The organism is Caulobacter vibrioides (assembly GCF_002858865.1).
Lineage (GTDB): Bacteria > Pseudomonadota > Alphaproteobacteria > Caulobacterales > Caulobacteraceae > Caulobacter > Caulobacter vibrioides.
In genome coordinates this window covers 191,921-214,030 of record NZ_PJRR01000025.1, presented here as the reverse complement: position 1 = coordinate 214,030, position 22,110 = coordinate 191,921, and the positions used below count along the sequence as shown (strand labels likewise).

Annotated in this window: 19 protein-coding genes; 13 read left to right on the top strand and 6 right to left on the bottom strand. The window is 67.4% G+C overall.

Annotated elements, in window-relative coordinates:
• Window positions 1-705 precede the first annotated feature (705 nt).
• Window positions 706-1,137, top strand: coding sequence for an RrF2 family transcriptional regulator (locus tag CVUC_RS19675; protein WP_010920478.1), 432 nt, complete (start codon window positions 706-708; stop codon window positions 1,135-1,137).
• Between the two features lie 136 nt (window positions 1,138-1,273).
• Here the strand turns inward: CVUC_RS19675 and CVUC_RS19670 are convergent, their stop codons facing one another.
• Together CVUC_RS19670 and CVUC_RS19665 are read right to left on the bottom strand one after the other, a co-directional pair.
• Window positions 1,274-1,705, bottom strand: coding sequence for a CBS domain-containing protein (locus CVUC_RS19670; RefSeq protein ID WP_012640541.1), 432 nt, complete (start codon window positions 1,703-1,705; stop codon window positions 1,274-1,276).
• A gap of 72 nt (window positions 1,706-1,777) precedes the next feature.
• On the bottom strand, window positions 1,778-2,434 hold the full coding sequence (locus CVUC_RS19665) for a rhomboid family intramembrane serine protease (RefSeq protein WP_010920480.1): 657 nt from the start codon (window positions 2,432-2,434) through the stop codon (window positions 1,778-1,780).
• A gap of 146 nt (window positions 2,435-2,580) precedes the next feature.
• Between CVUC_RS19665 and hfaA the strand changes: the two genes are divergently transcribed.
• The 11 genes from hfaA (at window position 2,581) to CVUC_RS19610 (ending at window position 16,825) form a co-directional block, all read left to right on the top strand.
• Window positions 2,581-3,024: a holdfast attachment protein HfaA gene (gene hfaA / locus CVUC_RS19660; protein WP_010920481.1), complete on the top strand. Its 444-nt coding sequence runs from the start codon at window positions 2,581-2,583 to the stop codon at window positions 3,022-3,024.
• Entirely contained in the window at window positions 3,021-4,034 is a 1,014-nt protein-coding gene (hfaB, locus tag CVUC_RS19655) for a holdfast anchoring protein HfaB (RefSeq protein WP_010920482.1), read from the top strand. Before hfaA ends, hfaB begins: the two co-directional genes overlap by 4 nt.
• Entirely contained in the window at window positions 3,952-5,199 is a 1,248-nt protein-coding gene (hfaD, locus tag CVUC_RS19650) for a holdfast anchor protein HfaD (RefSeq protein ID WP_096033921.1), read from the top strand. Before hfaB ends, hfaD begins: the two co-directional genes overlap by 83 nt.
• A 117-nt stretch (window positions 5,200-5,316) precedes the next feature.
• Entirely contained in the window at window positions 5,317-7,143 is a 1,827-nt protein-coding gene (locus CVUC_RS19645) for an ABC-F family ATP-binding cassette domain-containing protein (protein WP_096033922.1), read from the top strand.
• Window positions 7,144-7,357: 214 nt separating this feature from the next.
• Entirely contained in the window at window positions 7,358-9,439 is a 2,082-nt protein-coding gene (locus CVUC_RS19640; RefSeq protein WP_096033923.1) for an MASE1 domain-containing protein, read from the top strand.
• 92 nt (window positions 9,440-9,531) lie between these two features.
• Window positions 9,532-10,536 (top strand): ABC transporter substrate-binding protein, encoded by a 1,005-nt coding sequence (locus tag CVUC_RS19635; protein WP_096033924.1) that lies wholly within the window; start codon window positions 9,532-9,534, stop codon window positions 10,534-10,536.
• Window positions 10,533-11,282 carry an ABC transporter ATP-binding protein gene (locus tag CVUC_RS19630; protein WP_096033925.1) on the top strand — a complete coding sequence of 250 codons (750 nt, stop codon included), beginning with the start codon at window positions 10,533-10,535 and terminating at the stop codon, window positions 11,280-11,282. The genes CVUC_RS19635 and CVUC_RS19630 overlap by 4 nt, the downstream gene beginning before the upstream one ends.
• The gene (locus CVUC_RS19625) at window positions 11,279-12,037 is read left to right on the top strand and encodes an ABC transporter permease (protein ID WP_096033926.1); all 759 of its coding nucleotides are present in this window, start codon (window positions 11,279-11,281) and stop codon (window positions 12,035-12,037) included. Before CVUC_RS19630 ends, CVUC_RS19625 begins: the two co-directional genes overlap by 4 nt.
• Window positions 12,038-12,098: 61 nt before the next feature.
• Window positions 12,099-12,713: a hypothetical protein gene (locus CVUC_RS19620; RefSeq protein ID WP_096033927.1), complete on the top strand. Its 615-nt coding sequence runs from the start codon at window positions 12,099-12,101 to the stop codon at window positions 12,711-12,713.
• Window positions 12,710-13,798 (top strand): DUF2336 domain-containing protein, encoded by a 1,089-nt coding sequence (locus CVUC_RS19615; protein WP_096033928.1) that lies wholly within the window; start codon window positions 12,710-12,712, stop codon window positions 13,796-13,798. The genes CVUC_RS19620 and CVUC_RS19615 overlap by 4 nt, the downstream gene beginning before the upstream one ends.
• A 96-nt stretch (window positions 13,799-13,894) precedes the next feature.
• The gene (locus CVUC_RS19610; protein WP_096033929.1) at window positions 13,895-16,825 is read left to right on the top strand and encodes a M16 family metallopeptidase; all 2,931 of its coding nucleotides are present in this window, start codon (window positions 13,895-13,897) and stop codon (window positions 16,823-16,825) included.
• Window positions 16,826-16,886: 61 nt separating this feature from the next.
• Here CVUC_RS19610 and CVUC_RS19605 read toward each other — a convergent pair whose 3' ends face one another.
• Window positions 16,887-17,801: a hypothetical protein gene (locus tag CVUC_RS19605; RefSeq protein WP_096033930.1), complete on the bottom strand. Its 915-nt coding sequence runs from the start codon at window positions 17,799-17,801 to the stop codon at window positions 16,887-16,889.
• A gap of 174 nt (window positions 17,802-17,975) precedes the next feature.
• Between CVUC_RS19605 and CVUC_RS19600 the strand changes: the two genes are divergently transcribed.
• Window positions 17,976-18,521 carry a PAS domain-containing protein gene (locus CVUC_RS19600; protein ID WP_024265825.1) on the top strand — a complete coding sequence of 182 codons (546 nt, stop codon included), beginning with the start codon at window positions 17,976-17,978 and terminating at the stop codon, window positions 18,519-18,521.
• On the opposite strand, the gene CVUC_RS19595 is transcribed toward CVUC_RS19600, so the two are convergent.
• The 3 genes from CVUC_RS19595 to CVUC_RS19585 all read right to left on the bottom strand — a co-directional run bounded on the left by CVUC_RS19595 (window position 18,518) and on the right by CVUC_RS19585 (window position 21,960).
• Window positions 18,518-19,462: an aldo/keto reductase gene (locus CVUC_RS19595; RefSeq protein WP_096033931.1), complete on the bottom strand. Its 945-nt coding sequence runs from the start codon at window positions 19,460-19,462 to the stop codon at window positions 18,518-18,520. The genes CVUC_RS19600 and CVUC_RS19595 overlap by 4 nt on opposite strands.
• A 9-nt stretch (window positions 19,463-19,471) precedes the next feature.
• Entirely contained in the window at window positions 19,472-21,139 is a 1,668-nt protein-coding gene (locus tag CVUC_RS19590; RefSeq protein WP_096033932.1) for a choline dehydrogenase, read from the bottom strand.
• A gap of 290 nt (window positions 21,140-21,429) precedes the next feature.
• On the bottom strand, window positions 21,430-21,960 hold the full coding sequence (locus tag CVUC_RS19585; protein ID WP_096033933.1) for a gamma carbonic anhydrase family protein: 531 nt from the start codon (window positions 21,958-21,960) through the stop codon (window positions 21,430-21,432).
• Between the last annotated feature and the right edge of the window lie 150 nt (window positions 21,961-22,110).

Below are 22,110 nucleotides of genomic sequence, written 5' to 3'. Positions count from 1 at the left end.
CAATTCAACAATGTCAAAGACCCGAACCGCCTCAGCGGCCCCATCGTTTAGCGCCCGATGTCGGCGGAGGCGGCTATCTATCCAACCCCGAATTCCGTGTCAAATCGTTTTTTTCAAAACTCTCTGACTTTCTCCGCCGGTCCGGCCCGAAGGCTTTCTGCGGAGCCGGCAGCTTCTAAAGAAGTCACCGGAGCCAGTCAAGCGACTTTTTCAAAGAAAAAGCTGAGCTCTTCTGGGAGAAATACTTGGAAGCTCTTGCGAACATCTTTTGTATTTCAAGGAGCGCGGCTTCTAGCGAAACCGAATTCCTGGGTCAACCGAACTTTTCATTTTTGTTTTCCTCACCAGCCAGGCCAGATCGGAGCGCAAAAAACACCGTTGGCGCGCCATAGGAGCGCCGCGAGATCGAAGAGATTCGACTGAGGCTGCGGAGATTAGCGATCCACGTTTCGAAACACAAGCCCCGAGAGACTTAAGTTCCGGTCCGTGGCGCGCCGCCCCGAAGCGAGGGGCGGCTTCTAGGCCCCCTCCCCCGAGGCGGCAAGCGCGAAATCAGCGTTTCATCCCCATCCGCCCGCATTCCCTGTGCATGAACAACGTCATGCAAGACTTGCGCGGCGACCGCGCCTCGCTCAGAACGCGGACCAGTCTATAGAGCGCGCGCGCTATAGACCCCTGCTCGCTCGATGAAGGCGCCCTGCAACCATGCTGTCTCAGAAGGCTCGCTACGCGCTCCGCGCCATGATCGAACTGGCGCGGGCCGATACCCAGGTCACCGCCGGCGAGCTCGCCGAGCGCGCCGACGCGCCGCGCAAGTTCCTGGAAGCGATCCTGCTGTCTCTCTCGCGCGAAGGACTGGTCATCAGCCGGCGCGGCAAGTTCGGTGGCTATGTGCTGGCGCGCGACGCCGACGCGATCAGCTTCGCCGAGATCATCCGCCTGGTCGACGGCCCCCTGGCGCTGACCCCATGCGTCAGTCGAACCGCTTTCCGACGCTGTGAGGACTGTCGCGACCTGGCCACCTGCGCCTTGCGCGAGGCCTTGCTGCGTGCGCGCGACGCCACGGCTGCGGTGCTCGAAGGCTACAGCCTGGCTGACGCCGCCAACGGGGCGGGCGCAGAACTCATAGAAGGCTGACAGCGCTTCATGTTCGGATCGGACACATATAGAGCGCCTTGAAGAGAGCGCCCGACGCTGCCGTCAGGTCGCCCCCGTCTCTCTCTATATATAGACGACCAGCCTTCAGACGCCGTCGAACGTCCGTCGGCTGGCCTTAGCCCGCGGCGATATAGGCCTTCAGCCCCTCAGCCTCGGCTTGGGTCGCCTGGATCTTGTACTTCACCAGATCGCCGATCGAGATGATCCCCGCCAAACGATCGTTCTGTACGACCGGCAAGTGGCGAATGCGGCGGTCGGTCATCCGCTCCAGCAGCGCATCGATGGTCTCGTCGGGCTGAGCGAAGACCACATTGGCGCTCATGCAGCCGCTGATCGGCTTGGTAAGCGCCGCCGCGCCTTCCTTGGCCACCATCCGGACGATATCGCGCTCGGAGACGATGCCGACGACGGCTTCCTTGTCGTCGACCACCACCATGGCGCCGACCTTTCGGGTATGCAGCAGCGCCGCCGCAGCGCCGACCGTCTCCTGAGGCGAGGCGGTAAACACGAGATCACCCTTGTCTTTGAGGATCTGAGAAACCAGCACAGCATGTCCTCCCTTGTTCTTTATAGAACGAGGGTCCTCCAAAGCGGCCTTTCAATCAATGGGGCTCGACGATCAGTGCGGATCGGCGATCTGAGCGCTCGGTCCGGCCCAGCGGGCGAAAGGCCCGATCAACAGGACGCCGACCGCAAAGCCGATCAGATGGGCCTCCCAGGCGACGCCGCCCGCGCCCATGGTCAGAAGACTGCCCGTGACGGCGAGGACCAGGTTGACCACCAGCCAGCCGAGGCCCAGCGAGATCACACGCGGACCAAACATCGGTCCAAGCTGGCCGGGCGCGCTATCCATCGTGCGCGCGGCTGCGCCCATCAGGCCAGCGATCGCACCGGAAGCGCCAACCACCGGGCTCATGCCCTCAGGATGGATCGCGGCGAAGCCCACCCCCGCGATCACGCCGCAGACGAGGTAGAACAGGCAGAAGATTCCGCCTCCCCGGACATTCAGTCCCAGCACGCGGGAGACCGGCGCCCCGAAAGCGAGACCAAAGGCGGCGTTCATGATCGCGTGAATCCAGCCGCCATGCACGAACAGCATGGTGACCGCGCCGGTCCAGCGTCCTTCCCAGAACTCGCGCGGGACCAGGGCCAGGGAGTAGATCACCTCCTGGCTGGCGCCCTGCAGCAGAAGGTGCGGAATGATCACGGCCGCCGCCACCAGCAGCGCCGGCCAGGGCGCGTTCAAGATCGGCTCGGGGCGCTGGGGCTGGTCCATGACTTCTATCTAGGGGCTCGCGCGACGATTCGAACCCCGTCGCGGGGCTTAACCATTTTTTCGAGACCTTGGGGCTATCCCTCATGCTGTATCTTTTTGGCACGAGGGTTGCTTGCCGCTCCGTGTCGACAGTCGCGGAGCCTCTCATGGCCTGGCATCGGAACATCAAGACGCGTGGGGCGATGGTCGTCGCCGCCGTCACGCTCGGCGCAAGCGGCGTCGCCGCGGCCCAATCGATGTCGACCAATTCGGCTTCGTTCAACGCCGGCTATGGCCGCAGCTCGGGCCAGGAAAGCCGGATGGTCGAGTATTCGACCCGCGACGCCAACGGCAACCGGGTGGTCGTGGACGGCGTCATGCTGACCGGCTCGGACCAGAGCGTTTTCTCGTCCAGCCGCAGCTCGGGCTCGCTGGACGCCTATTCGGGCGTCGGCGCCGTGGGCGGTTACGCCGGCTCGACCGCGATCGGCAACAATCTGACGGTCATCACCCAGGGCAACAACAACACCGTCATCGTCAATTCCAGCCAGGTGAACAGCGGCAATGTCACCGCCGGCGCGAACGTCGTGAAGGGCGGTACTCCGAAATGATGGTCAAGCGCACAGGCGCGGTCCTGGCCCTGCTGGCCACCGCGGCGCTCAGCGCCTGCGGCAGCACGCCGGTGGCTTCGACGGCGGGCAACTACGCCAAGCCCATTGGCACAGCGCCGGTGACGGCCAATCCCACCGACTACTCTTCCGCGCTCGTCTGCCTGAACCAGTATGCGCGCACGAACCGTATCGTCGCCCCGCGCATCGCGATCGGCCGGATCGCCGACTATACCGGTAAGGAAGAGTCCGACGGCTCGGGCCGCAAGGTCACCCAGGGCGCCTCGCTGATGGCGGTCTCGGCCTTCGCCAAGGCCGGCATGCCGCTGGTCGAACGCTTCGACACCTCGGTGTCGGAGTTCGAGCTGAAATACGCCAACAACAAGCTGATCTCGGATCGCCCCAACCCCGCGCCCGACGCGCCGGCCGACTTCCGCAAGATCCTGGCCGGCCAGGTGCCGGGCTCGGACTTCTATGTCATCGGCGGCATCACCGAGCTGAACTACAACATCCGCTCGGCCGGCATTGACGCCTATGCCGGCGACAAGGACACCGACGGCCTGAAGGGCAACTTCCGCCGCCGCGTCTTCATCATGAACATCGCGCTGGACCTGCGGCTGGTGAACACCCGCACCCTCGAGGTCGTGGATGTCATCTCCTATCAGAAGCAGGTGGTCGGTCGCGAAGTCAGCGCCGGCGTCTTCGACTTCCTCAATGGCAATCTCTTCGACATCTCGGCCGGTCGCGGGGCGCTGGAGCCGATGCAGCTGGCGGTCCGCGCCCTGATCGAGCGCGCCACCGTCGAGATGGCCGCCAATCTCTACGGCATGCCCGGTCCGGAAAGCTGCCTGCGCTTTGATCCGTTCGGTGACGCCACCGTCGGTCAGACGGGCGCCTTCACGCCGGCCTACAACAATCTGGGAACGAACAATGCGCAGACCCGCGATGACCCGTCTCGCTGGAACGCTCGCCGCGATCCCGATATCCGTGATGCTAAGCGGGGTCGCTACTAGCCAGACGACGACGCCGAGCCCGGTTCTCAACAACCAGATCAATCTGGGCGAGATCTTTTCGGAGCAAAGCCTCAACGTCCAGACGGTGAGCGACGGCGTCACCGCCAGCACCACCGCCCAGGCCAACGGCGTCTCGGTCGGCGTGACCAACGCCGACGCCGCTGTGACGTCGAACCAGGACAATCAGGGCGTGGTCTATGGCCATAGCGTGGTCGATGTCGCCGCCAGCGCCGGTGCGTCGAGCGCGGTTCGAACCACGGCGGTCGGCAACGCCGCCGCCCTTTCGGCCTCGAACGGCACGATCTCGGCCTTTGCGGTGCAGACCAACTCGGCCGGCGTCACCGCGCGTGGCCAGGTCGAGGCCGCCACCGCCGAGGCCGCCGACCTGACCGTCTCGACCCTGGCGATGGGCAACAGCGCCGGGGTGACCCTGGACAACGGCTCGGCGGGCGCGCGGATCAGCCAGTCGACCACGGCCAACGTGCTGGCCGACGGCGGCGCGATCGTCGGCTACGTCTCGGGAACCAGCGCGGTGACCGCCACCACGGCGGGCAACAACATCAACGTGACCGGCGCCAACCAGTCGGCGGTCCGGGCGATCACCGACCAGGCCAACACCGCCGACGTGACCCAGGCCAGCAAGTTCACCGCCTACGGCAACAGCTACATGACCGCGACGGCGGCCACGGCGACGGGCAACAATCTGGCGGTCAGCAATGACGGCCCGCTGGCCGACGTGGCGGCTCACCAGTGGAACACGTCGTATGTCCGCGGTCAGGCCGAGGGCACGTCGTATCTGTTCGGCGCGGCCCAGACCACGGCCTACGCCGCGGGTAACTCCGCCCAGGTCAACAATGTCGGGGCCGAAATCGTGCTCGACAACATTCAGACCAATACGGGCGGCGGCGTCGAGGCGACCGCCAGCTTCGGCGGGCACGAGGGCTATGACGCGGTGACGACGGCGACCGCCATGGGCAATGCGGTGACCGGCTACGCCTGCTCGCGCTGCAACGGCCGCATGAGCGTGACCAACACCCAGAACAACAGCGCCGATGTCGGCGCCAGGTCCTCGACCACCGTGTCGTCCAGCGGCCGCCAGGTGACGGGCGTCTCGACCGCGATCGGCAACAACGCCAGCTTCAACGTCAACGCGCCCGGGAACTGAAGTCCCGGGCCCTCGACGCGCTGCGATCGAGAATTTGGCGTTCCTTCGGTCGCGGGCCTGCTATAGGCCCTCTCCTCCCGCGACATTCCGCAGCCTAGACCCAGTATCCAGACGATCATGGCCTCTCCCGCCCGCGCGCCCGTACTCGCCCTCAAGGATGTCCGTCTCGCCGACGGCGCCAAGCCCCTGTTCGATGGGGTGGACCTGGCCCTGGAGCCGCGCGTGCGCGCCTGCCTTGTCGGTCGCAACGGCGCAGGCAAGTCGACCCTGCTGAAGATCCTGGCCGGCCAGGGCGTCGAGGCCGACAGCGGCGAACGCGCCGTCCAGCCCGGCGCCAAGGTCGTCTATGTCAGCCAGGAGCCGGAGATCACCGGCGAGACCCTGCTGGACTATGCGACGGCGGGCGGCGCTCAGGACTACGAGGCCCAGGCCGCCCTGGCCGATTTCGGCCTGGACCCCGACAAGAGCGCCAAGGGTCTGTCCGGGGGCGAGACCCGCCGCGCCGCGCTGGCCCGCGCCTTCGCCGAGCAGCCCGACGTGCTGCTGCTGGACGAACCGACCAACCACCTCGACATCTTCGCCATCCAGACGCTGGAAGACGAACTGGCCGCCTCCAAGTGCGCGGCCCTTATCGTCAGCCACGACCGCGCCTTCCTCAACCGCGTGACCGAGCGCTGCTTCTGGCTGGAGCACCGTAAGATCCGCCGCCTGGACAAGGGCTTCTCGGAGTTCGAGGCCTGGGCGGAGTCGATCATGGCCGCCGACGCCGAAGAGGCGCGGCGCCTGGACAAGGTGCTGGAGCGCGAGAACGCTTGGCTGGCCCGAGGCGTCCAGGGCCGCCGCGCCCGCAACGAGGGCCGCCGCCGCGCGCTTCTGGCCCTGCGCGCCGAGAAGAAGGACCGCCAGAGCGAACTGCGCGGGACCATGACCATGGCCGTGGAGTCGGCCGGGACCTCCGGCAAGCGGGTGGTCGAGGCCAAGGGCGTCACCAAGCGTTTCGGCGACCGGACGATCGTCGAGAACTTCTCGACCCGCATCCTGCGCGGAGATCGCGTGGCTCTGGTCGGCCCCAACGGCGCGGGCAAGACCACCCTGGTCAAGCTGCTGCTGGGCGAGCTGGAGCGTGACGCGGGCACGGTGCAGTTGGGGACCAATCTGGAGGTCTCCTATATCGACCAGGCCCGCATGGCCCTGTCGGACAAGATCACCGTCTGGGACTTCCTGACGCCCGGCGGCGGGGACTCGATCATCGTGCGCGGCCACCCCAAGCATGTGGCCGGCTACGCCAAGGAATTCCTGTTCACCGACGCCCAGCTGCGACAGCCCGTCACCAGCCTGTCTGGCGGCGAGCGCAACCGCCTCTTGCTGGCCCGCGCGCTGGCCAATCCCACCAATCTGATGGTGCTGGACGAGCCGACCAACGATCTGGACATGGACACGCTGGACCTCCTGGAGGACCTGCTGGCCGATTTCGACGGCACGCTGATCCTGGTCAGCCACGACCGCGACTTCATCGACCGGCTGGCCAGTTCGACCATCGCTTTGGACGGCAAGGGCGGTGTCGTGGAGACACCCGGCGGCTGGACCGACCTGATGGACCAGAACCCGGACTTCTTCAAAGCCTCCAAGTCCGGAACCGCCTTCGCGCCCGTCTCCAAGGCGGCGACCAAGCCCGCCCCCGCCGCGCCGGCCGCTCCGAAGAAGAGCGCCAAGCTGTCCTATAAGGACCAGCGCCGCCTGGAGGAATGCGAGGCCCTGATCGCCAAGAGCCCGGCGATCATCGCCAAGCTTGAGGAAGCCCTGGCCGATCCGAACCTCTACACCCGCGATCCCGCGACCTTCGACAAGACGATGAAGGCCCTCGACAAGGCGCGCGCCGACCTGGAGCAGGCCGAGATGGAGTGGCTGGAGCTTGAGGAGAAGAAGGAAAATCTGGCGGGCTGACCGGACGGCGCACGGCCAAGCTCAGCGCCAAGCTGTGCGACGAAATGACACATCCGGCGATTGCTAGGCCCCTGGGGCGCGTCCGGTCTTAATGTGGGCGCCGTGACGGTCGTCTGATCACGGCGTGACCGATGCAAGGCCCTGCACAGATCTCGGGCCTGAACTGGATCAACGCCGAGGCGTGAGGCGCGGATCGCTTGGGGACAGTTTCAAGATGGCGCAGCGTATAGCGTCTCACGAGGAACGGCGGCAGACAGCGCTTCTGTTAGCGCTATCGTTCGCGGTCGCCGCCGCGATCGTGTTCAGCGAGAACCTCACCCGCACGACGCTGGGCGTCGCCGCCTTCTGGCCCGCCAACGCCTTTCTGGCCGCCGGCCTGCTCACCCTGACAAGCGTTCGCCGCCTGGTTCTGATCGCGGTGTTCGTCATCTTCCATGTGGCGGTGTGCCTGCAGGCAGGCGACGGGCCGCTCAAGGCTCTGGTTTTCGCCACGGTGGACGGACTGGAGGCCGGCGCGGTCTGGGCGGCGTTCCGCAGGTTCTGGAACGGCGCGCCTCGGGTGCGAACCCTTCGCGCTCTGGCCCAGCTGCCCGCGATCACAACGCCCATCGCGGCCGGTTCGGCGCTGATCTGCGCGACCGTCCTGCATTTCGGTTACGGCGCGCCCTTCGCCGAGAGCCTGGTGGATTGGCTCCTGCGCAGCGCCTTGGGCCTGGCTGTCGCGCTTCCGGCCACGCTGGTGCTGATCGACGCCGAACATCGGCGTTCGTTCCAGCGCCCTTGGTCAGAGAAACTGCTGCTGATGTTCAGCGTCGTGACGGTGGCCCTGCTCTGCGCGCATCCGGCTGCGGGCGCGCCCCCCGTCTTGATGTTTCCGGTGACTCTGGCCGCCGCCTACAGGCTTGGCGCACGCGGCGCGGCCCTCGCGGCGTTTCTGACGATCGGGATCATCATGCCGATGGTCATATCGGTCGGCTCTTCCTCCTTCAACTCGGCCCAGGACCCCGTCATCCAGGCCCGGACGATCCAGGTGTTCATGGGCGTCCTGTTCTACACCTGCCTGGCCGCCGGGCTGGCGTTCGGCCAGCAGAACCGGCTCAAGCGCCTGCTGTTGCGCCGCGAGCAGTTGACCCGCGCCGCGCGCGGCCGCGCTCTGGCCGCCACAGAGGCCAAGACCGAGTTCCTGGCCACCATGAGCCACGAAATCCGCACGCCGCTGAACAGCGTGCTGGGCTTTGCCCAGCTGCTTGCGGCGCGCGAGGACTTGCCCCCGGACGCTCGGCGCCAGGTCAATCTGATCGACAGCGCCGGCGCGGCGCTGCTGACCGTGGTCGACGACATCCTGGACTTCTCGCGCGTCGAGGCGGGCCAGATCGAGCTGTTGCCGGGACCCACATCGGCCGCCGCGCTGCTGCGCGACACGGTCGCGATCATGGCCCCCGAGGCGCGCGCCAAGGGCTTGTCGATGGATGTGGAGATCATCGACCCCATCGGGGTCTTGCACGATCTCGACGCCGACCGCCTGAGGCAGGTTCTGATCAACCTGCTGAACAATGCGGTGAAGTTCACCGAAGAGGGCCGCATCGACGCTCGGCTGATCATCGAACCGGGCGATATCGAGGACAGGCTGCGCTTCGAGGTTCTCGACACGGGTGTCGGGATCGAGCTCGACAAGCAGGGTCTGCTGTTTCAGCGCTTCTCGCAGACGGACAGCTCACCCAGCCGCCTGCACGGCGGCCCGGGCCTTGGACTGGCGATCGCCAAGGCGCTGATCGACGTTATGGGCGGCAAGATCGGCGTGGACAGCGTGCCCGGTCGCGGGTCGTGCTTCTGGGTGGAGCTCAGCGCCCCGGTCGCCGAGCCGGCCCCAGCGCCTGAGCCCGCGAAACCGCCGGCCCCGGGCGCGGCGCGGATCCTGATCGTCGACGACCATCCCATCAACCTCGAGATCGGCGCAGCCTTGCTCACGCTGGTCGGATACGAGGTCGATCTGGCGGAGAACGGCAAGCAGGCCGTGGAGAAGGCGGAAGCCGGCGCCTACGACCTGATCCTGATGGACATCCACATGCCGTTGATGGACGGGCTGCAGGCGACACGCGCGATCAAGGCCCTGCGCACGTCCACCGGAAAGGCGCCGATCATCGCCATGAGCGCCGACGCCCTGCCCCGCCAGGTGGAGCGCTGCTACGCCGCCGGCATGGTCGATCACGTCGCCAAGCCCATCCAACGCGAGGTGCTTTACGCCAAGATCGAGCGTTGGCTGCATCCGCTCCGCGATGGCGACAAGCCCGCCTAGGCTCGCCGGACGCGGCCGTTGCGTCTGGGTAGTTTGGGTTGTGGCTTGGAACTGCCCGCCGACACCCCTAACTTGGCCGAGGATAACGGGAGATGTCCTCGATGCAGCGCCGCGCCTTTGTCGCTCTGGGCCTGATGGCCATGCTCGCCGCCTGTTCGCCCGCGAAGAAGGAAGACGCCGCCGCCGGTCAAACGCCCATCAAGCTGGCCACCGACTGGCGCGCCCAGGCCGAGCTGGGCGGCTACTATCAGGCGCTGGCCACGGGCGAGTACAAGAAGCGCGGACTGGACGTGACCCTGATCCAGGGCGGCCCGGCCGTGAACGTGCCGCAACTGCTGGCCACCGGCGCGGTCGATGTGGGCGTCGGCTCCAACAGCTTCATCATCATGAACCTGGCCAAGGAGAACGCCCCGGTCAAAGCCGTGGCGGCCTTCATGCAGAAGGACCCCCAGGTCCTGATCGCTCACCCGGACCAGGGCATCAACGGCATCGCCGACATGAAGGGCCGCCCGATCCTGCTGTCCGACGCCTCGGTCACGGCCTTCTGGGTCTGGCTGAAGGCCAAGTACGGCTTCACCGACGATCAGGTACGCAAGTACAACTACTCGTCCGCGCCGTTCCTGGCCGACAAGCGGGTCGTCCAGCAGGGCTACGCCACCAGCGAGCCGTACCTCATCGAGAAGGAAGGCAAGATCAAGCCGGCGGTGTTCCTGCTGGCCGACAGCGGCTATCCGGCCTACGCCTCGTTCGCCCTGGTTCCCGACAGCCTGATCGCCAAGAACCCGGCCGCCGTGCAGGCCTTTGTCGAAGCCACCGCCGCAGGCTGGACCTCGTATCTCTACGGGGACCCCAAGCCCGGCGACGCGGCGATCCTGAAGGACAATCCGGAGATGACCCAGGATGTCCTCGACCAAGCGCGCGAGAAAATGCGGTCCTACGGCATCGTCAGCGCCAACGGCGGCAAGGGCGATGTGGGCCAGATGACCGACGCGCGCTGGGCCGAGTTCTTCAAGGTGACGTCCGAACAGGGCGTCTATCCTGCGGACATGGACTACAAGAAGGCCTACACGCTGCAGTTCCTGCCCAAGGGCCCATGAGCGCGCCCATCGCCAGTCTCTCCGCCGTCGAGGTCGACTACGCCCGCGGGCGCGCGCTAGGTCCGTTCGATCTGGCGCTCGCGCCGGGCGAGATCGTCGCTCTGGTGGGCCCCTCCGGCTGTGGAAAGTCCACGGCTCTGCGCCTCCTCGCGGGCCTGGAACAGCCCACGCGCGGCGCCGTCTCCCGCCTCGCAGGCAAGGGCGAGACCTCGGTGGTGTTTCAGGCGCCGACCCTGGCGCCGTGGCTTTCGGCGCGCGACAATGTCGCGCTGCCGCTGGTCCTGGCGGGAACAGGCAGGGCCGAGGCCCTGGCGGCCGCTGACGCCGCGCTCTCGAAAGTCGGCCTTGGCGCTGCGCTGAGCGCCAGGCCCAGCCAGCTTTCCGGCGGCATGGCCATGCGGGCATCCCTAGCCCGAGCGCTAGTGACACGCCCTCGACTGCTGCTGCTGGATGAGCCCTTCGCGGCCCTCGACGAGATCACCCGCCGGGCGCTGGCCGACGATGTGCTGGCCCTGGCCGCAGAGCGCGCGCCGGCCCTTGTGTTCGTCACCCACAATGTCGAGGAGGCCGTCTATATGGCGCGGCGGGTGGTGGTCATGACACCGGGCCCCGGCCGCATCGCCGGCGAGGTGGCGATCGACGGGCCGCTTCAGCGTCCTGCCGGCTTCCGCACCACCGAGACCTTCCGCACCGCCGCCGAAGCGGTGTCGACGCTTCTGGCGGCGGCCTCGGAGCGCGCGGCATGAGCCGGATCCTCGCGCCGCTGATCCTGATCACCGCCCTGCTGGCCGGCTGGGAACTGGCCTGCAAGGCCCTGGCGGTTCCGGCCTATCTGCTTCCGCCGCCCAGCGCGATCTGGGAGGCCTTGGTGGCGTCCTGGCCGCTTCTGCTCGGCTCGGCCTGGGCCACCCTGTCCACCGCCTTGCTGGCGCTGATCATCGCCAGTCTGATCGCCTGCGGGCTCGCGCTTCTGGTAAGTCTCAACGGTTTCCTCGAAGACGCCGTCCGCCCGATCGCGGTCACCCTGCAGGTCACCCCCCTGGTCGCCATCGCGCCCCTGGTCACGATCTGGGCGGGCATCGACCATCCCGAGCGCGCCGTCATCGGCCTGGCGGCCGTCGTGGCCTTCTTCCCGATCTTCTCCGGCGCTCTCAGCGGCCTGAAGTCCGTTGATCCCGACCTGGCGCGTTTGTTCGATCTCTACGGCGCCACGCCGCTGCAACGGCTGGTGCGCTTGCGCCTGCCCTCCGCCGTTCCGGCGCTCCTGGAGGGGCACAAGGTCGCCGCCGGCCTGGCCGTCATCGGCGCCGTGGTCGCCGAGTTCGTGGCGGGTTCGGGCGGCGCCCAGGGCCTGGCCTGGCGAATCCTGGAGTCCTACAATCGCCTGCAAACCGCCAAGGTCTTCGCGGCCCTGTTCACGCTGGCATTGCTGGGCGTGGTCCTGCATGCGGCGATGGAAGCGCTGGAACGTCGACTGCTGAACTTTTGGCGGGGGCGTTAGGCCAAGATTAAACGCCGCAGCCTAGGAGAGGAGTCTGACAAGACTCCGCCTGGATTGCGCCATGCGCTTCGCCGTTCTCATCGCCGCCCTTGCCTGCGCCTCTGCTGCGCACGCGGACGGCGCGCGCGAGAACCGCTACGGCCCCGCGCCCGCCCGTGCGCCGACTGCGATCGACGGTCGCGCCCCGCTCTATAACGGCGCCAGCTATGGCGGCCGCACCCTCGGTTGGACCGGCAAGCGGGACACCGCCGCCGCCACCGCTGGAACGGCGCAGCAGCAGCAGCCCTGGTGGTCGCGCCAGCAGGCGCAACCGCAAGCCCAGCGCCCGCAGGCGGCCGCCGCGACCGGTCCGGCCGGCGTCACGCCTCAGGCCCCTGCGCCCAGGGCGCCATTGCCGCAAAGCCTGTACGACACCCCGCCGCCGAACGCCCTCGGCGCGTCGGCGCAGCCCGCCGTAGCCGCCGCCCCGGCGTTCCAGCCGGGTCAGGTGGGCGCTCGGACCTACTCGGTCGGGCGTCAGTTCGGGATGTCGCCCGACCCGATCCCCGCCGCCGGCCCGTCCCGCATGGTGCTCATCGCGCCCCCTCCCGTCGAAGACGAAGAGGAGGCGAGGCCGAGCGTCCAGAACGGCGGTGAGTGGTCTGGCCCCGCCGAAAAGGATGGCGACCTGCAATGAAGTCGCGCATCCACGACCTCATCGCCCTGGCCAACGAACCCTCCAGCGCCAAACGTCGCGAGCTGCTACGCGGCGTGACGGACCTGTTCTTCCAGGGCGAAGGGTACAACAGCGTGGAGATGGGCCTCTTCGACGAGGTGCTCAGCCAGCTGGCCGGCGACATGGAAGAAGCGGTCAAGATGGAGCTGGCCCAACGCCTGGGCGAGGCGGAAACCCCGCCGCGCGGCCTGTCTCGCGCTCTGGCGGCCGACACGATCACCGTGGCCGCGCCCATTCTGCGCAACTCCCGCGCCTTGACCGACGACGACCTGCTGCACGTGGCCCGCACCCAGGGTCAGGATCACCTGCGGGCGATCTCCCAGCGCAGCAGCGTTTCCAGCGTGGTTTCCGACGCGATCGTCGCGCGTGGCGATGACCAGACGCTGGGGGTTCTGCTCCGCAACGAGGGCGCGGTCCTGTCGCGCGAGGCGCACGAGACCGTCGTCGATCGCGCCGCCGCCAACCCTGCGCTCCATGAGGCGGTGATCGACCGGCAAAGCCTGCCCGTCGACCTGTTGAACGAGATGTACTTCATGGTCGAGGCCCGGCTTCGGGATCGGATCATGGAGAAGAACGCGGGCATGGACCCCGCGACGCTGGAGGAAGCGCTGGCCGCCGGCCGCAAGCGGGTCGCCGAGCAGGACGGCGCCCTGCCTCCCGATCACGCCGAGGCCGAACGCGAGTTCCGCACCCTGCGCGCCAAGGCGCAGATCTCGCCGCAGATTCTGGCCAACATGCTCCGCGGCAAGAAGACGACGCTTTTCCTCGTCGCCCTGGCCGACATGGCGCAGGTGGACTTCCATACGGCCCGCAAGATTCTCGAGCGGCGCGAGATGGACGCCCTGGCGGTCATCTGCAAGGCCGCCGACTTCGACCGGTCGCTGTTCCTGACCTTCGCCCTGCTGATCCTCGAGCAGACCGACGACGTGATGATGCGGGCCAAGGCGTACGGCGAGCTCTACGCCAATCTGCCCCGAGACTCGGCCCTTCGCACGATCCGCTTCTGGCGTCTGCGTCGTCAGACCGGCGACGTCGCCGCCGCTTAGGGGCGACCGGGCGCAAAGCCGCCCACCTCGCGCCTTGCGTGCGCCATGCGGGACCGTCAAGGTGCGCGCCTTGTTCTCTCCTGCTCTGGATTCTCGATGATCAGCGCTTCGCGCCTGGCGATTGTCGCCGCCGCCGGTCTTTCGGTCGCTGCCTGCTCGCAACTTCCCAAACCTTCGATCCCGCTTCTGAAGAAGGACGCGGGTCAGGCGTCCGCGCCCAAGTCTCCCGACGCGCCGGCGTTGGCGGGCCCCAAGGTCACCGATCTGAAGCCGGGACAGTGGGCGCAGGAGCTTTCCGACGTCGCGCCCGATCCGGCCTGGCGCTTTGGGGTGTTGCCGAACGGCATGCGTTACGCCCTGCGCAAGAACGCCACCCCGCCCGGTCAGGCCGCGCTGCGTCTTTGGATCGACGCCGGTTCGATGATGGAGGCCGACGATCAGCAGGGCCTGGCCCACTTCCTCGAGCACATGGCCTTCAACGGCTCCAAGAACGTGCCCGAAGGCGAGATGATCAAGATCCTGGAGCGTCATGGCCTGGCGTTCGGCGCCGACACCAACGCTTCGACCAGCTTCGACGAGACGATCTATCAGCTGGATCTGCCCAAGACCGACGACGACACCGTCGACACCTCGCTGATGCTGCTGCGCGAGGCGGCCGGCGAATTGACGATCGCGCCCGAGGCTGTCGATCGCGAACGCGGCGTGGTGCTGTCTGAAGAGCGCACGCGCGACACCCCCGGCTATCGCGTCGCCATCAAGACCCTGTCGGCGCAGATGGAAGGCCAGCTGCCGCCCAAGCGCATTCCGATCGGCAAGACCGAGGTGCTCAAGACCGCCCCGGCCCAGCGGATCCGCGACTTCTATGAGGCCTATTATCGCCCGGAACGCACTGTTCTGGTGGCCGTCGGCGACTTCGACGTCGACGCCATGGAAGCCAAGATCAAGGGCAAGTTCGGCGACTGGGTCGGCAAGGGTCCGAACGGCAAGGATCCCGATGTGGGGCCGGTGGCCAAGCGTGGCCCCACCGCCAAGATGTTCGTCGAGGCGGGCGCGCCCTGGTCGATCCAGATGACCTGGACCCGCAAGCCGGACGGCCTGCTGGAGACCAAGGCGGTCGATGAGCGCGACACGCTGGAGAACCTGGGCTTCTCGGTTCTGAACCGCCGCCTCCAAGCCGTTGGCCGCTCGGCCGAGCCGCCGTTCATCGCGGGCGGCGCCTTCAAGGGCGATCAGTTCGGCGCCGTGCGCGTCACGACCTTTGGCGCGACGGCCCAGCCCGGTCGCTGGCGCGAGGCCCTGACCGCCCTCGACGCCGAGCAACGCCGCGCCATCCAGTACGGCGTCCGCCAGGACGAACTGGATCGCGAGATCGCCAGCCTGCGGGCCGGCCTCGTCGCCGCCGCCGCCGGTGAAGCCACCCAGCGCACGCCAAGCCTCGCCAACCAGCTGGTCGGCACTCTGGGCGACGGCGAAGTGGTCACCTCGCCCAGCCAGAACCTCGCGGCCTTCGACCTCTTCGTGAAGGGCCTGACGGCCGAGCGCGTCAACACGGTGCTCAAGAGCGCCTTCGTGGGTTCGGGCCCGCTGCTGGTGCTGGCTGCGCCCACCGCCGTCGAGGGCGGCGACCCCGCGATCCTGAAGGCCTATGAGGAGCTGAAGGCCCAGCCCGTCGCGCCGCCTGTCGCGCCAGGGGTGACGGTCTGGCCGTACTCCAGCTTCGGCCCGACCGGCAAGGTCGCCGAGCAGAAGGAGGTCAGCGACCTGGACGCCGTCCTGGTGCGGTTCGACAATGGCGTCCGCCTGACGGTCAAGCCGACCAAGTTCCGCGACGATCAGGTGATCGTGAAGGTCCGCGCCGGCCACGGCCTGCTGGACATGCCGTCGGACAAGCAAAGCCCGCTGTGGTCCGGCTCGGCCTTCATCGAGGGCGGCCTCAAGCAGATCACCGCCCAGGACATGGAGCGCGTCCTGACCGGCAAGATCTGGAACGCCCAGCTGGGCGTCGAGGACGACGCCTTCACCCTGAACGGCCGCACCCGGCCCGAGGACCTGTCGACCGAACTGCAGGTTCTGGCGGCCTTCGCCACCGAACCGGGCTGGCGTCCCGAGGCGTTCAACCGCATCAAGACCAGCTACGGCACGCTGCACGATCAGCTGCAAAGCACCACGGGTGGCGTGCTGGGCCGCGATCTGGGCGGCCTGATGCATGGCGGCGACCAGCGCTGGACCTTCCCGTCGCGCGAACAGATCGCCTCGGCCTCGCTGGACGACCTGAAGGCCGCCGTCGCCAATCCGTTGGCCAAGGGCGACCTGGAGGTGGTGATCGTCGGCGACACGACGGTGGACAAGGCGATCGCTGCGGTCGCCGACACCTTCGGCGCCCTACCCGCGCGGCCGGGCGATCCGCCGCTGCCCGGCGCCGAAAAGGCCCCCTTCCCCGCCCCGTCGAAAGAGCCGGTGATCCGCACCCACAAGGGGCGTCCCGATCAGGCGGCCCTGTTCATGACCTGGCGGACCGACGACCTGTTCTCGAACCTGCAACGCTCGCGGGACGTCTCGGTGCTGGGTCAGGTCATGCAACTGCGCCTGACCGACGAACTGCGCGAGAAGCAGGGCGCGACCTACTCGCCCAACGCCACGGCGACCGCCAGCGTGGTCTTCGAGGACTGGGGTTATCTGGCCGTCAGCCTGGAGGTCCCCCCGGAGAAGCTTGACGGCGTGGTGGCGTCGATCCGCAAGATCGCGGCCGACCTGCGCGACAAGCCGGTGAGCGCCGACGAGCTTGATCGGGCCAAGAAGCCGCGCATCGACGCGATCGAAAAGGCCCGCGTCACCAACGAGTACTGGGTCGGCGCCCTGTCGGGGGCTCATACCGATCCGCGCCTGCTCGACGCGACGCGCTCGGTGATCGCGGGCCTGTCCCGCGTGACGCCGGCGGACGTGCAGAAGGCGGCTCAGACCTATCTCGCCGACGAGAAGTCCTGGCTGCTGCTGGTGAAGCCGGAAGCCGCGGCGGCGACCAAGTAGAGCCAACAAAAAAGGCCCCGGTGCAAACCGGGGCCTTTCCGTTTTCTGGGACCGTCAGCGTCTAGTAGACGACGCCGCCCACGCCCCCGTCGAGGCTGAAGCTGGTCGAAAGCGTCTGACGCTCCTGCACCGTCTCCTCGCGATAGGCGGTGTAGGTTTCGGTGGTCAGCATGTTGAGGATCTTCACGCCGGCGCCAAAGCGGCGCAGCAGCGAGCGCTCATTGCAGTCGCGGGCGGGAAGCTGCGGCCGGCACGAGACGATCGCCTGACCGGCGGCGGCGCCGCGCGCGTAGTAGAGCGCCTCGCCCTTGCGGCAGATGAAGGTCTGTCCCGGCGCGCCGGTCGAGATGTCGATGTGACCGCCATACTCGGCGATCACGTACTGAAGCCGGGCGCCGGCGATGCAGCGGTAGAGTTCGCCGTCATAGGCCTCGTCGATCTCGCGATCGGGCGTGACCTGCGAGGCCGCATGCGGCACGTCGCGATCATCCAGGCAGACGGCGCGGACGATGACGCGGCGGGTGCGCGTGCGGGTCGCCTCATAGGCCTGACGACGGCGAACCTCGGCGCCCTCGACATTGAGGCCCTGGATGTATCCGGTCGCCATAGGCCCCGAATAGTAGCCGCCGTGGCCACCACCGCCGTAATAGTTGACGACGCCGCCGGCGGTCGAGCCGGCGCCGGACGTCGCGCCCGAATTGGCGATGGCCGTGGCGTTGGTGGTGGCGTTGACGATCACGGTCGAGCCGATGTTCACGTTGACGCCGGGAATATTGACGTTGTGACCGCCCCCGCAGCAGCCCGTCGGCGGCGCAGGCGGCTTGGGCGGCGGCGGCGGCGGCTTGCAGCACACCGGCGGCGGCGGGCACGCCTTGGTGCAGCCGGCGGCGTAGGCCGCGCCTCCCAACAGCAGGCCGCCCAGCATCGCCCCCAGGGCGATCGTCCATGCGCGCGTGTTCAGTTTCGGCGCCTTCATCCGGCGTTTCCCTTCACCTCGGGTCGTACCGCTTACGGTTAAGCAAGAATCGGGCCGAGGCGGCCGCCCCCCTGGATCTGCGCCAGAATGGGACGGTCGAGCCCTTGGCCCGGTTCTCCCAGCAAGCCCCGTGCGGTCGAAAACAGCCGCGCAAGGACCCGCCAGGGGACGACGATGTTCCATCCAAGCACGGAACGGTTGATAGACTATTGGCGCGCCAAGAAGGGCCAGGCCGCCCTGCCCCGCCGCGCCGACATCGATCCCGGTGAATTCCTGGAGCTTTTGCCCCAGGTGTTCGTGCTGGGCCGCGAGGGCGGCAAGCTGCCCTTCCGACTGGCCGGCGGCTTTGTGTCGGACCTCCACGCCCGCGACCTGCGCGGCCATGACGCCCTGTCGCTGTGGGCCCTGGCCCATCGCCTCGAACTGAAGAGCGCCCTGGACGTGGCCCGCAAGCGGCGCACGCCCGTGGTGGTCACCGCCGATATTCGCGCCCACGGCGTGCCGTCAGTGGGGATGGAGGTGCTGTTCGCCCCGCTTCAAGGGGCGAGCGGGGAAACCGACCGGTTCCTGGGTCTCTACCAGCCGATCGCCATGACGGCCCGCCTTATGGGCCGTCCCGCCTATGAGCTGGGCCTGCGGGAGATCAAGCCGCTGGGCGACGGCAACCAGGACATGCCGCGTCTTCGCCTGGCCACGCTGGACGGTCGCCGGATCGCTTAACGCCCCGCCGCATCCAGCGTCGCCCAGATGTCATCCGGCAAGTCCAGCCGGGCCGCGCCCATCAGGTCGTCGAGTTGTTCGACCGTCGTCGCGCTGGCGATCGGCGCAGTGATCGACGGATGGCGCATGATCCAGGCGAGCGCCACCTGAGCTGGCGAGGCGCCGACCGCTGCGGCGGCCTCGTCCAAGGCCGCTAGCACCGCCCGCCCCTCGTCGTTCCAGTAGTCGCGCAGGATGGTCCGGCCTCTCGCCCGCCCCTCCAGGTCGCCCTCGCTGCGGTACTTCCCGGTCAAGAACCCGGCGGCCAGGCCGTAGTAGGGGATGATCCCCAGCCCCTCGGCGTTGGCCAGCTCGGCCAGGGCGCCTTCGACCTGGTCACGGTCCACGAGATTGAACTTTGGCTGGATCGTCTCGTAGCGCGCCAGTCCGCTCGCCGTGGAAACATCCAAGCTGGCCTTCAGACGTGCGGGCGAGACGTTGGAAGCGCCGACCGCGCGCACCTTGCCCGCCCGGATCAGACGATCGAACGCGCTCAGCGTCTCATCCTGCGGCGTTTCGGCGTCATCCTGATGGGACTGATAGAGATCGATATAGTCAGTCTGGAGACGGCGCAGAGACTCCTCGACGGCCGCTTCGATGTTGGCCGCCGAGAGGCCTGGCCGCTTGGGCCACATCGCCACCTTGGTCAGGACCAGCACGCTGTCGCGCTTGCCGGAAGCCTTGAGCCAACGACCAATGACCGCCTCGGACTCCCCGCCCGCATGGCCAGGAACCCAGGCGGAATAGACATCCGCCGTGTCGACGGCGTTGAAGCCGCCGTCGATGAAGGCGTCGAGTAATCGATGCGACATCGCCTCATCGGCGGTCCAGCCGAAGACGTTACCGCCAAAGATCAGCGGCGCGGTCGACAGGCCCGAACGGCCCAGCGGGCGATGTCGCATGAAGGTCCCCTACTCCGCCGCCACCGCGCGGCCGTCCTCGAACACGGGCACGTCCATCGGCGCGGCCGGCGTCTTGCCGCGGATTAGGTCGGCGGCGCGTTCGGCGATCATGATGGTCGGGGCGTTGGTGTTGCCGCCGATCAGGGTCGGCATCACCGAGGCGTCGATCACACGAAGCCCCTGGACGCCCTGAACCCGAAGCTGGTCGTCGACCACCGCCATGGGATCGCCCGCCACGCCCATGCGGCAGGTGCCGACGGGGTGATAGATCGTCTCGGCCTTGGACCGGATCCAGGCGTCGAGATCAGCGTCCGACTTCACGTCCGCCCCCGGGGCGTACTCGGCGTCGCGATAGGGATCGAAAGCGGCCTGGGCGACGGTTTCGCGGGCGATACGCACCCCCTCGCGGATGGCGCGGCGGTCCTCCTCCGTGGCCAGATAGTTGCCCAGGATGGTCGGATCATCGAACGGATCGGCCGAGCGCAAACCAACCTTGCCCCGGCTTTCCGGACGCAGCTGGCAGACGTGCAGGGTAAAGCCGTCCTTCTCGACCACGACCTTGCCGTGGTCCTGCATGATGGCGAGCACGCCGTGGATCTGCAGGTCGGGGCGGTCAAGGTCGGGGCGCGACTTCAGGAAGGCGCCGCTTTCCAGGAACTGCTGCCGGCCCAGCCCCTTGCCGAAGAACATGTAGTTCATGCCCACGCCCAGCTTGTTCAGCCCCTTGTTGGCCGAATAGGCGGTCTTGAGGTTCTTGGCGGTCCAGGAGACGCAGACGTCCAGGTGATCCTGCAGATTGGCGCCGACGCCCTTAGACTCGTGGGCCACCGCGATGCCGTGCGGCGCCAGGTCTTCCGGCGCGCCGATCCCCGACAGTTGCAGGATCTGCGGCGACTGCACCGCGCCTGCGCTCAGCAGCACCTCGGCGTCGGCATAGGCGACCTGCTTCTCGCGCGACTTGCCGACCACGTACTCGACGCCGACGGCCCGGCGCTTGTCCAGGATGATCCGCGTGGTGCGGGCCTCGGTGACGCAGGTCAGGTTCGGCCGCGACAGGGCGCCCGACAGATAGGCCATGGCGGCGCTCCAGCGCTGACCATCGCGGATGGTCAGGTCGTAGGGCCCAAAGCCCTCCTGCTGATAGCCGTTGAAGTCCTTGGTGGTCTTGTGCCCCGCCTGACGGCCGGCCTCGACCAGGGTGCTGTAGAACGGGCTGTCGGACTCGCCCTTCGACACATGCAGCGGCCCCGAACCGCCGTGATAGGCGTCGCCGCCGGCGTGGTGGGTTTCCGAGCGCTTGAAATAGGGCAAGACCTCCGAATACGACCAGCCGGTCAGGCCCATCTGGCGCCACTGGTCATAGTCGCGCGCATGGCCGCGGATATAGATCATGCCGTTGATGGCCGAGCTGCCGCCCAGGCCCTTGCCGCGCGGCCACCAGAGCTTGCGGTTGTCGAGGTGCGGCTCGGCTTCCGTCCAGAAGCCCCAGTTCTGCTCGCCCTTGTCCTTGATCAGCTGACCAACCCCGGCCGGCATCTTCACCAGGATCGACTTGTTCTTGCCGCCGGCCTCCAGCAGCAGGACCTTGATGTTCGGATCCTCGGTCAGGCGCGCGGCCAGGACGCAACCGGCCGAGCCGGCCCCGATGACGATGTAATCAAAGCGCTCGCTGGCCATAGCCCCGACGCCCTCCCTCGAAGGTTATCATTGTTAAGGCAGAGATTGGTCTGGGTTTGAGCCGCGCGCAAGCGCTTGCTGAACGCGCCGCCCTCGCGCCGCGCGTTTCCGCCTTTCCGCCGTCTCCAATACGGCCTATACTACTTATGCACGAATTTGGGCGCCATTCGCCCCTACCCACTCGCCGCGACCTGGATCGCCGCGAGAACTTCTCGCGCTCATGTGCCCAGCGCGAGAAGCGGGAGCGCCGCCTTGCATCCCCCCAAGCAAGCGGGCGGCGCTCCCAACCCCTATTCGACGATCTTCAGATCGCGCGCGTAGCGCTTCCAGTTCTCGACATAGTGCAGCGCCGAGGCCTGCAGGATCATGGCGTGTTGTTCGCCGATCTCGCGGACGACCTTGCCGGGCGCGCCCATCACCATCGAGTTGTCGGGGATCTCCTTGCCCTCGGTGATCAGGGCGCCGGCGCCGATCAGACAGTTCTTTCCGATCTTGGCGCCGTTCAGGACGATCGAACCAATGCCGATCAGCGAGCCGTCACCGATCGTGCAGCCGTGAAGCATCACCATGTGACCGATGGTCACGTTGGCGCCGATGGTCAGGGGCGCGCCAAGATCAGTGTGGAGAACCGAGCCGTCCTGGACATTGCTGTTCTCGCCGATCGTAATCGGATCGTTATCTCCGCGCGCGACCGCACCCCACCAAATACTCGCGTTCTTCTTGAGAATCACGTTCCCCATCACGCTCGCCGACGGGGCGATCCAGTATTCGCCTTGCGCGGGAAGCGTCGGCGTCGTGGCGCCCAAGGAATAGACAGTCATCCGTATGCCTCGTTTTCTTGCGCGCGATTTCCGAGTTAACGACCCGGAAACCATGATGCGCCATTGTAGTTGGGCGATTCGAGAGGGAACATTCCTCCAGCGGGAATCATTTTCCTTTCGTACCGGGCCTGGAGACAAGCGCTTCTCGCC

Coding starts and splice junctions, on each gene's coding strand:
- CVUC_RS19625 (WP_096033926.1), top strand. CDS start 11,279: ATGAGCCGGATCCTCGCGCCGCTGATCCTGATCACCGCCCTGCTGGCC.
- CVUC_RS19635 (WP_096033924.1), top strand. CDS start 9,532: ATGTCCTCGATGCAGCGCCGCGCCTTTGTCGCTCTGGGCCTGATGGCC.
- CVUC_RS19605 (WP_096033930.1), bottom strand. CDS start 17,801: ATGAAGGCGCCGAAACTGAACACGCGCGCATGGACGATCGCCCTGGGG.
- CVUC_RS19645 (WP_096033922.1), top strand. CDS start 5,317: ATGGCCTCTCCCGCCCGCGCGCCCGTACTCGCCCTCAAGGATGTCCGT.
- CVUC_RS19600 (WP_024265825.1), top strand. CDS start 17,976: ATGTTCCATCCAAGCACGGAACGGTTGATAGACTATTGGCGCGCCAAG.
- CVUC_RS19630 (WP_096033925.1), top strand. CDS start 10,533: ATGAGCGCGCCCATCGCCAGTCTCTCCGCCGTCGAGGTCGACTACGCC.
- CVUC_RS19640 (WP_096033923.1), top strand. CDS start 7,358: ATGGCGCAGCGTATAGCGTCTCACGAGGAACGGCGGCAGACAGCGCTT.
- CVUC_RS19615 (WP_096033928.1), top strand. CDS start 12,710: ATGAAGTCGCGCATCCACGACCTCATCGCCCTGGCCAACGAACCCTCC.
- CVUC_RS19675 (WP_010920478.1), top strand. CDS start 706: ATGCTGTCTCAGAAGGCTCGCTACGCGCTCCGCGCCATGATCGAACTG.
- hfaB (WP_010920482.1), top strand. CDS start 3,021: ATGATGGTCAAGCGCACAGGCGCGGTCCTGGCCCTGCTGGCCACCGCG.
- CVUC_RS19610 (WP_096033929.1), top strand. CDS start 13,895: ATGATCAGCGCTTCGCGCCTGGCGATTGTCGCCGCCGCCGGTCTTTCG.
- CVUC_RS19620 (WP_096033927.1), top strand. CDS start 12,099: ATGCGCTTCGCCGTTCTCATCGCCGCCCTTGCCTGCGCCTCTGCTGCG.
- CVUC_RS19595 (WP_096033931.1), bottom strand. CDS start 19,462: ATGCGACATCGCCCGCTGGGCCGTTCGGGCCTGTCGACCGCGCCGCTG.
- CVUC_RS19590 (WP_096033932.1), bottom strand. CDS start 21,139: ATGGCCAGCGAGCGCTTTGATTACATCGTCATCGGGGCCGGCTCGGCC.
- hfaA (WP_010920481.1), top strand. CDS start 2,581: ATGGCCTGGCATCGGAACATCAAGACGCGTGGGGCGATGGTCGTCGCC.
- CVUC_RS19665 (WP_010920480.1), bottom strand. CDS start 2,434: ATGGACCAGCCCCAGCGCCCCGAGCCGATCTTGAACGCGCCCTGGCCG.
- hfaD (WP_096033921.1), top strand. CDS start 3,952: ATGCGCAGACCCGCGATGACCCGTCTCGCTGGAACGCTCGCCGCGATC.
- CVUC_RS19585 (WP_096033933.1), bottom strand. CDS start 21,960: ATGACTGTCTATTCCTTGGGCGCCACGACGCCGACGCTTCCCGCGCAA.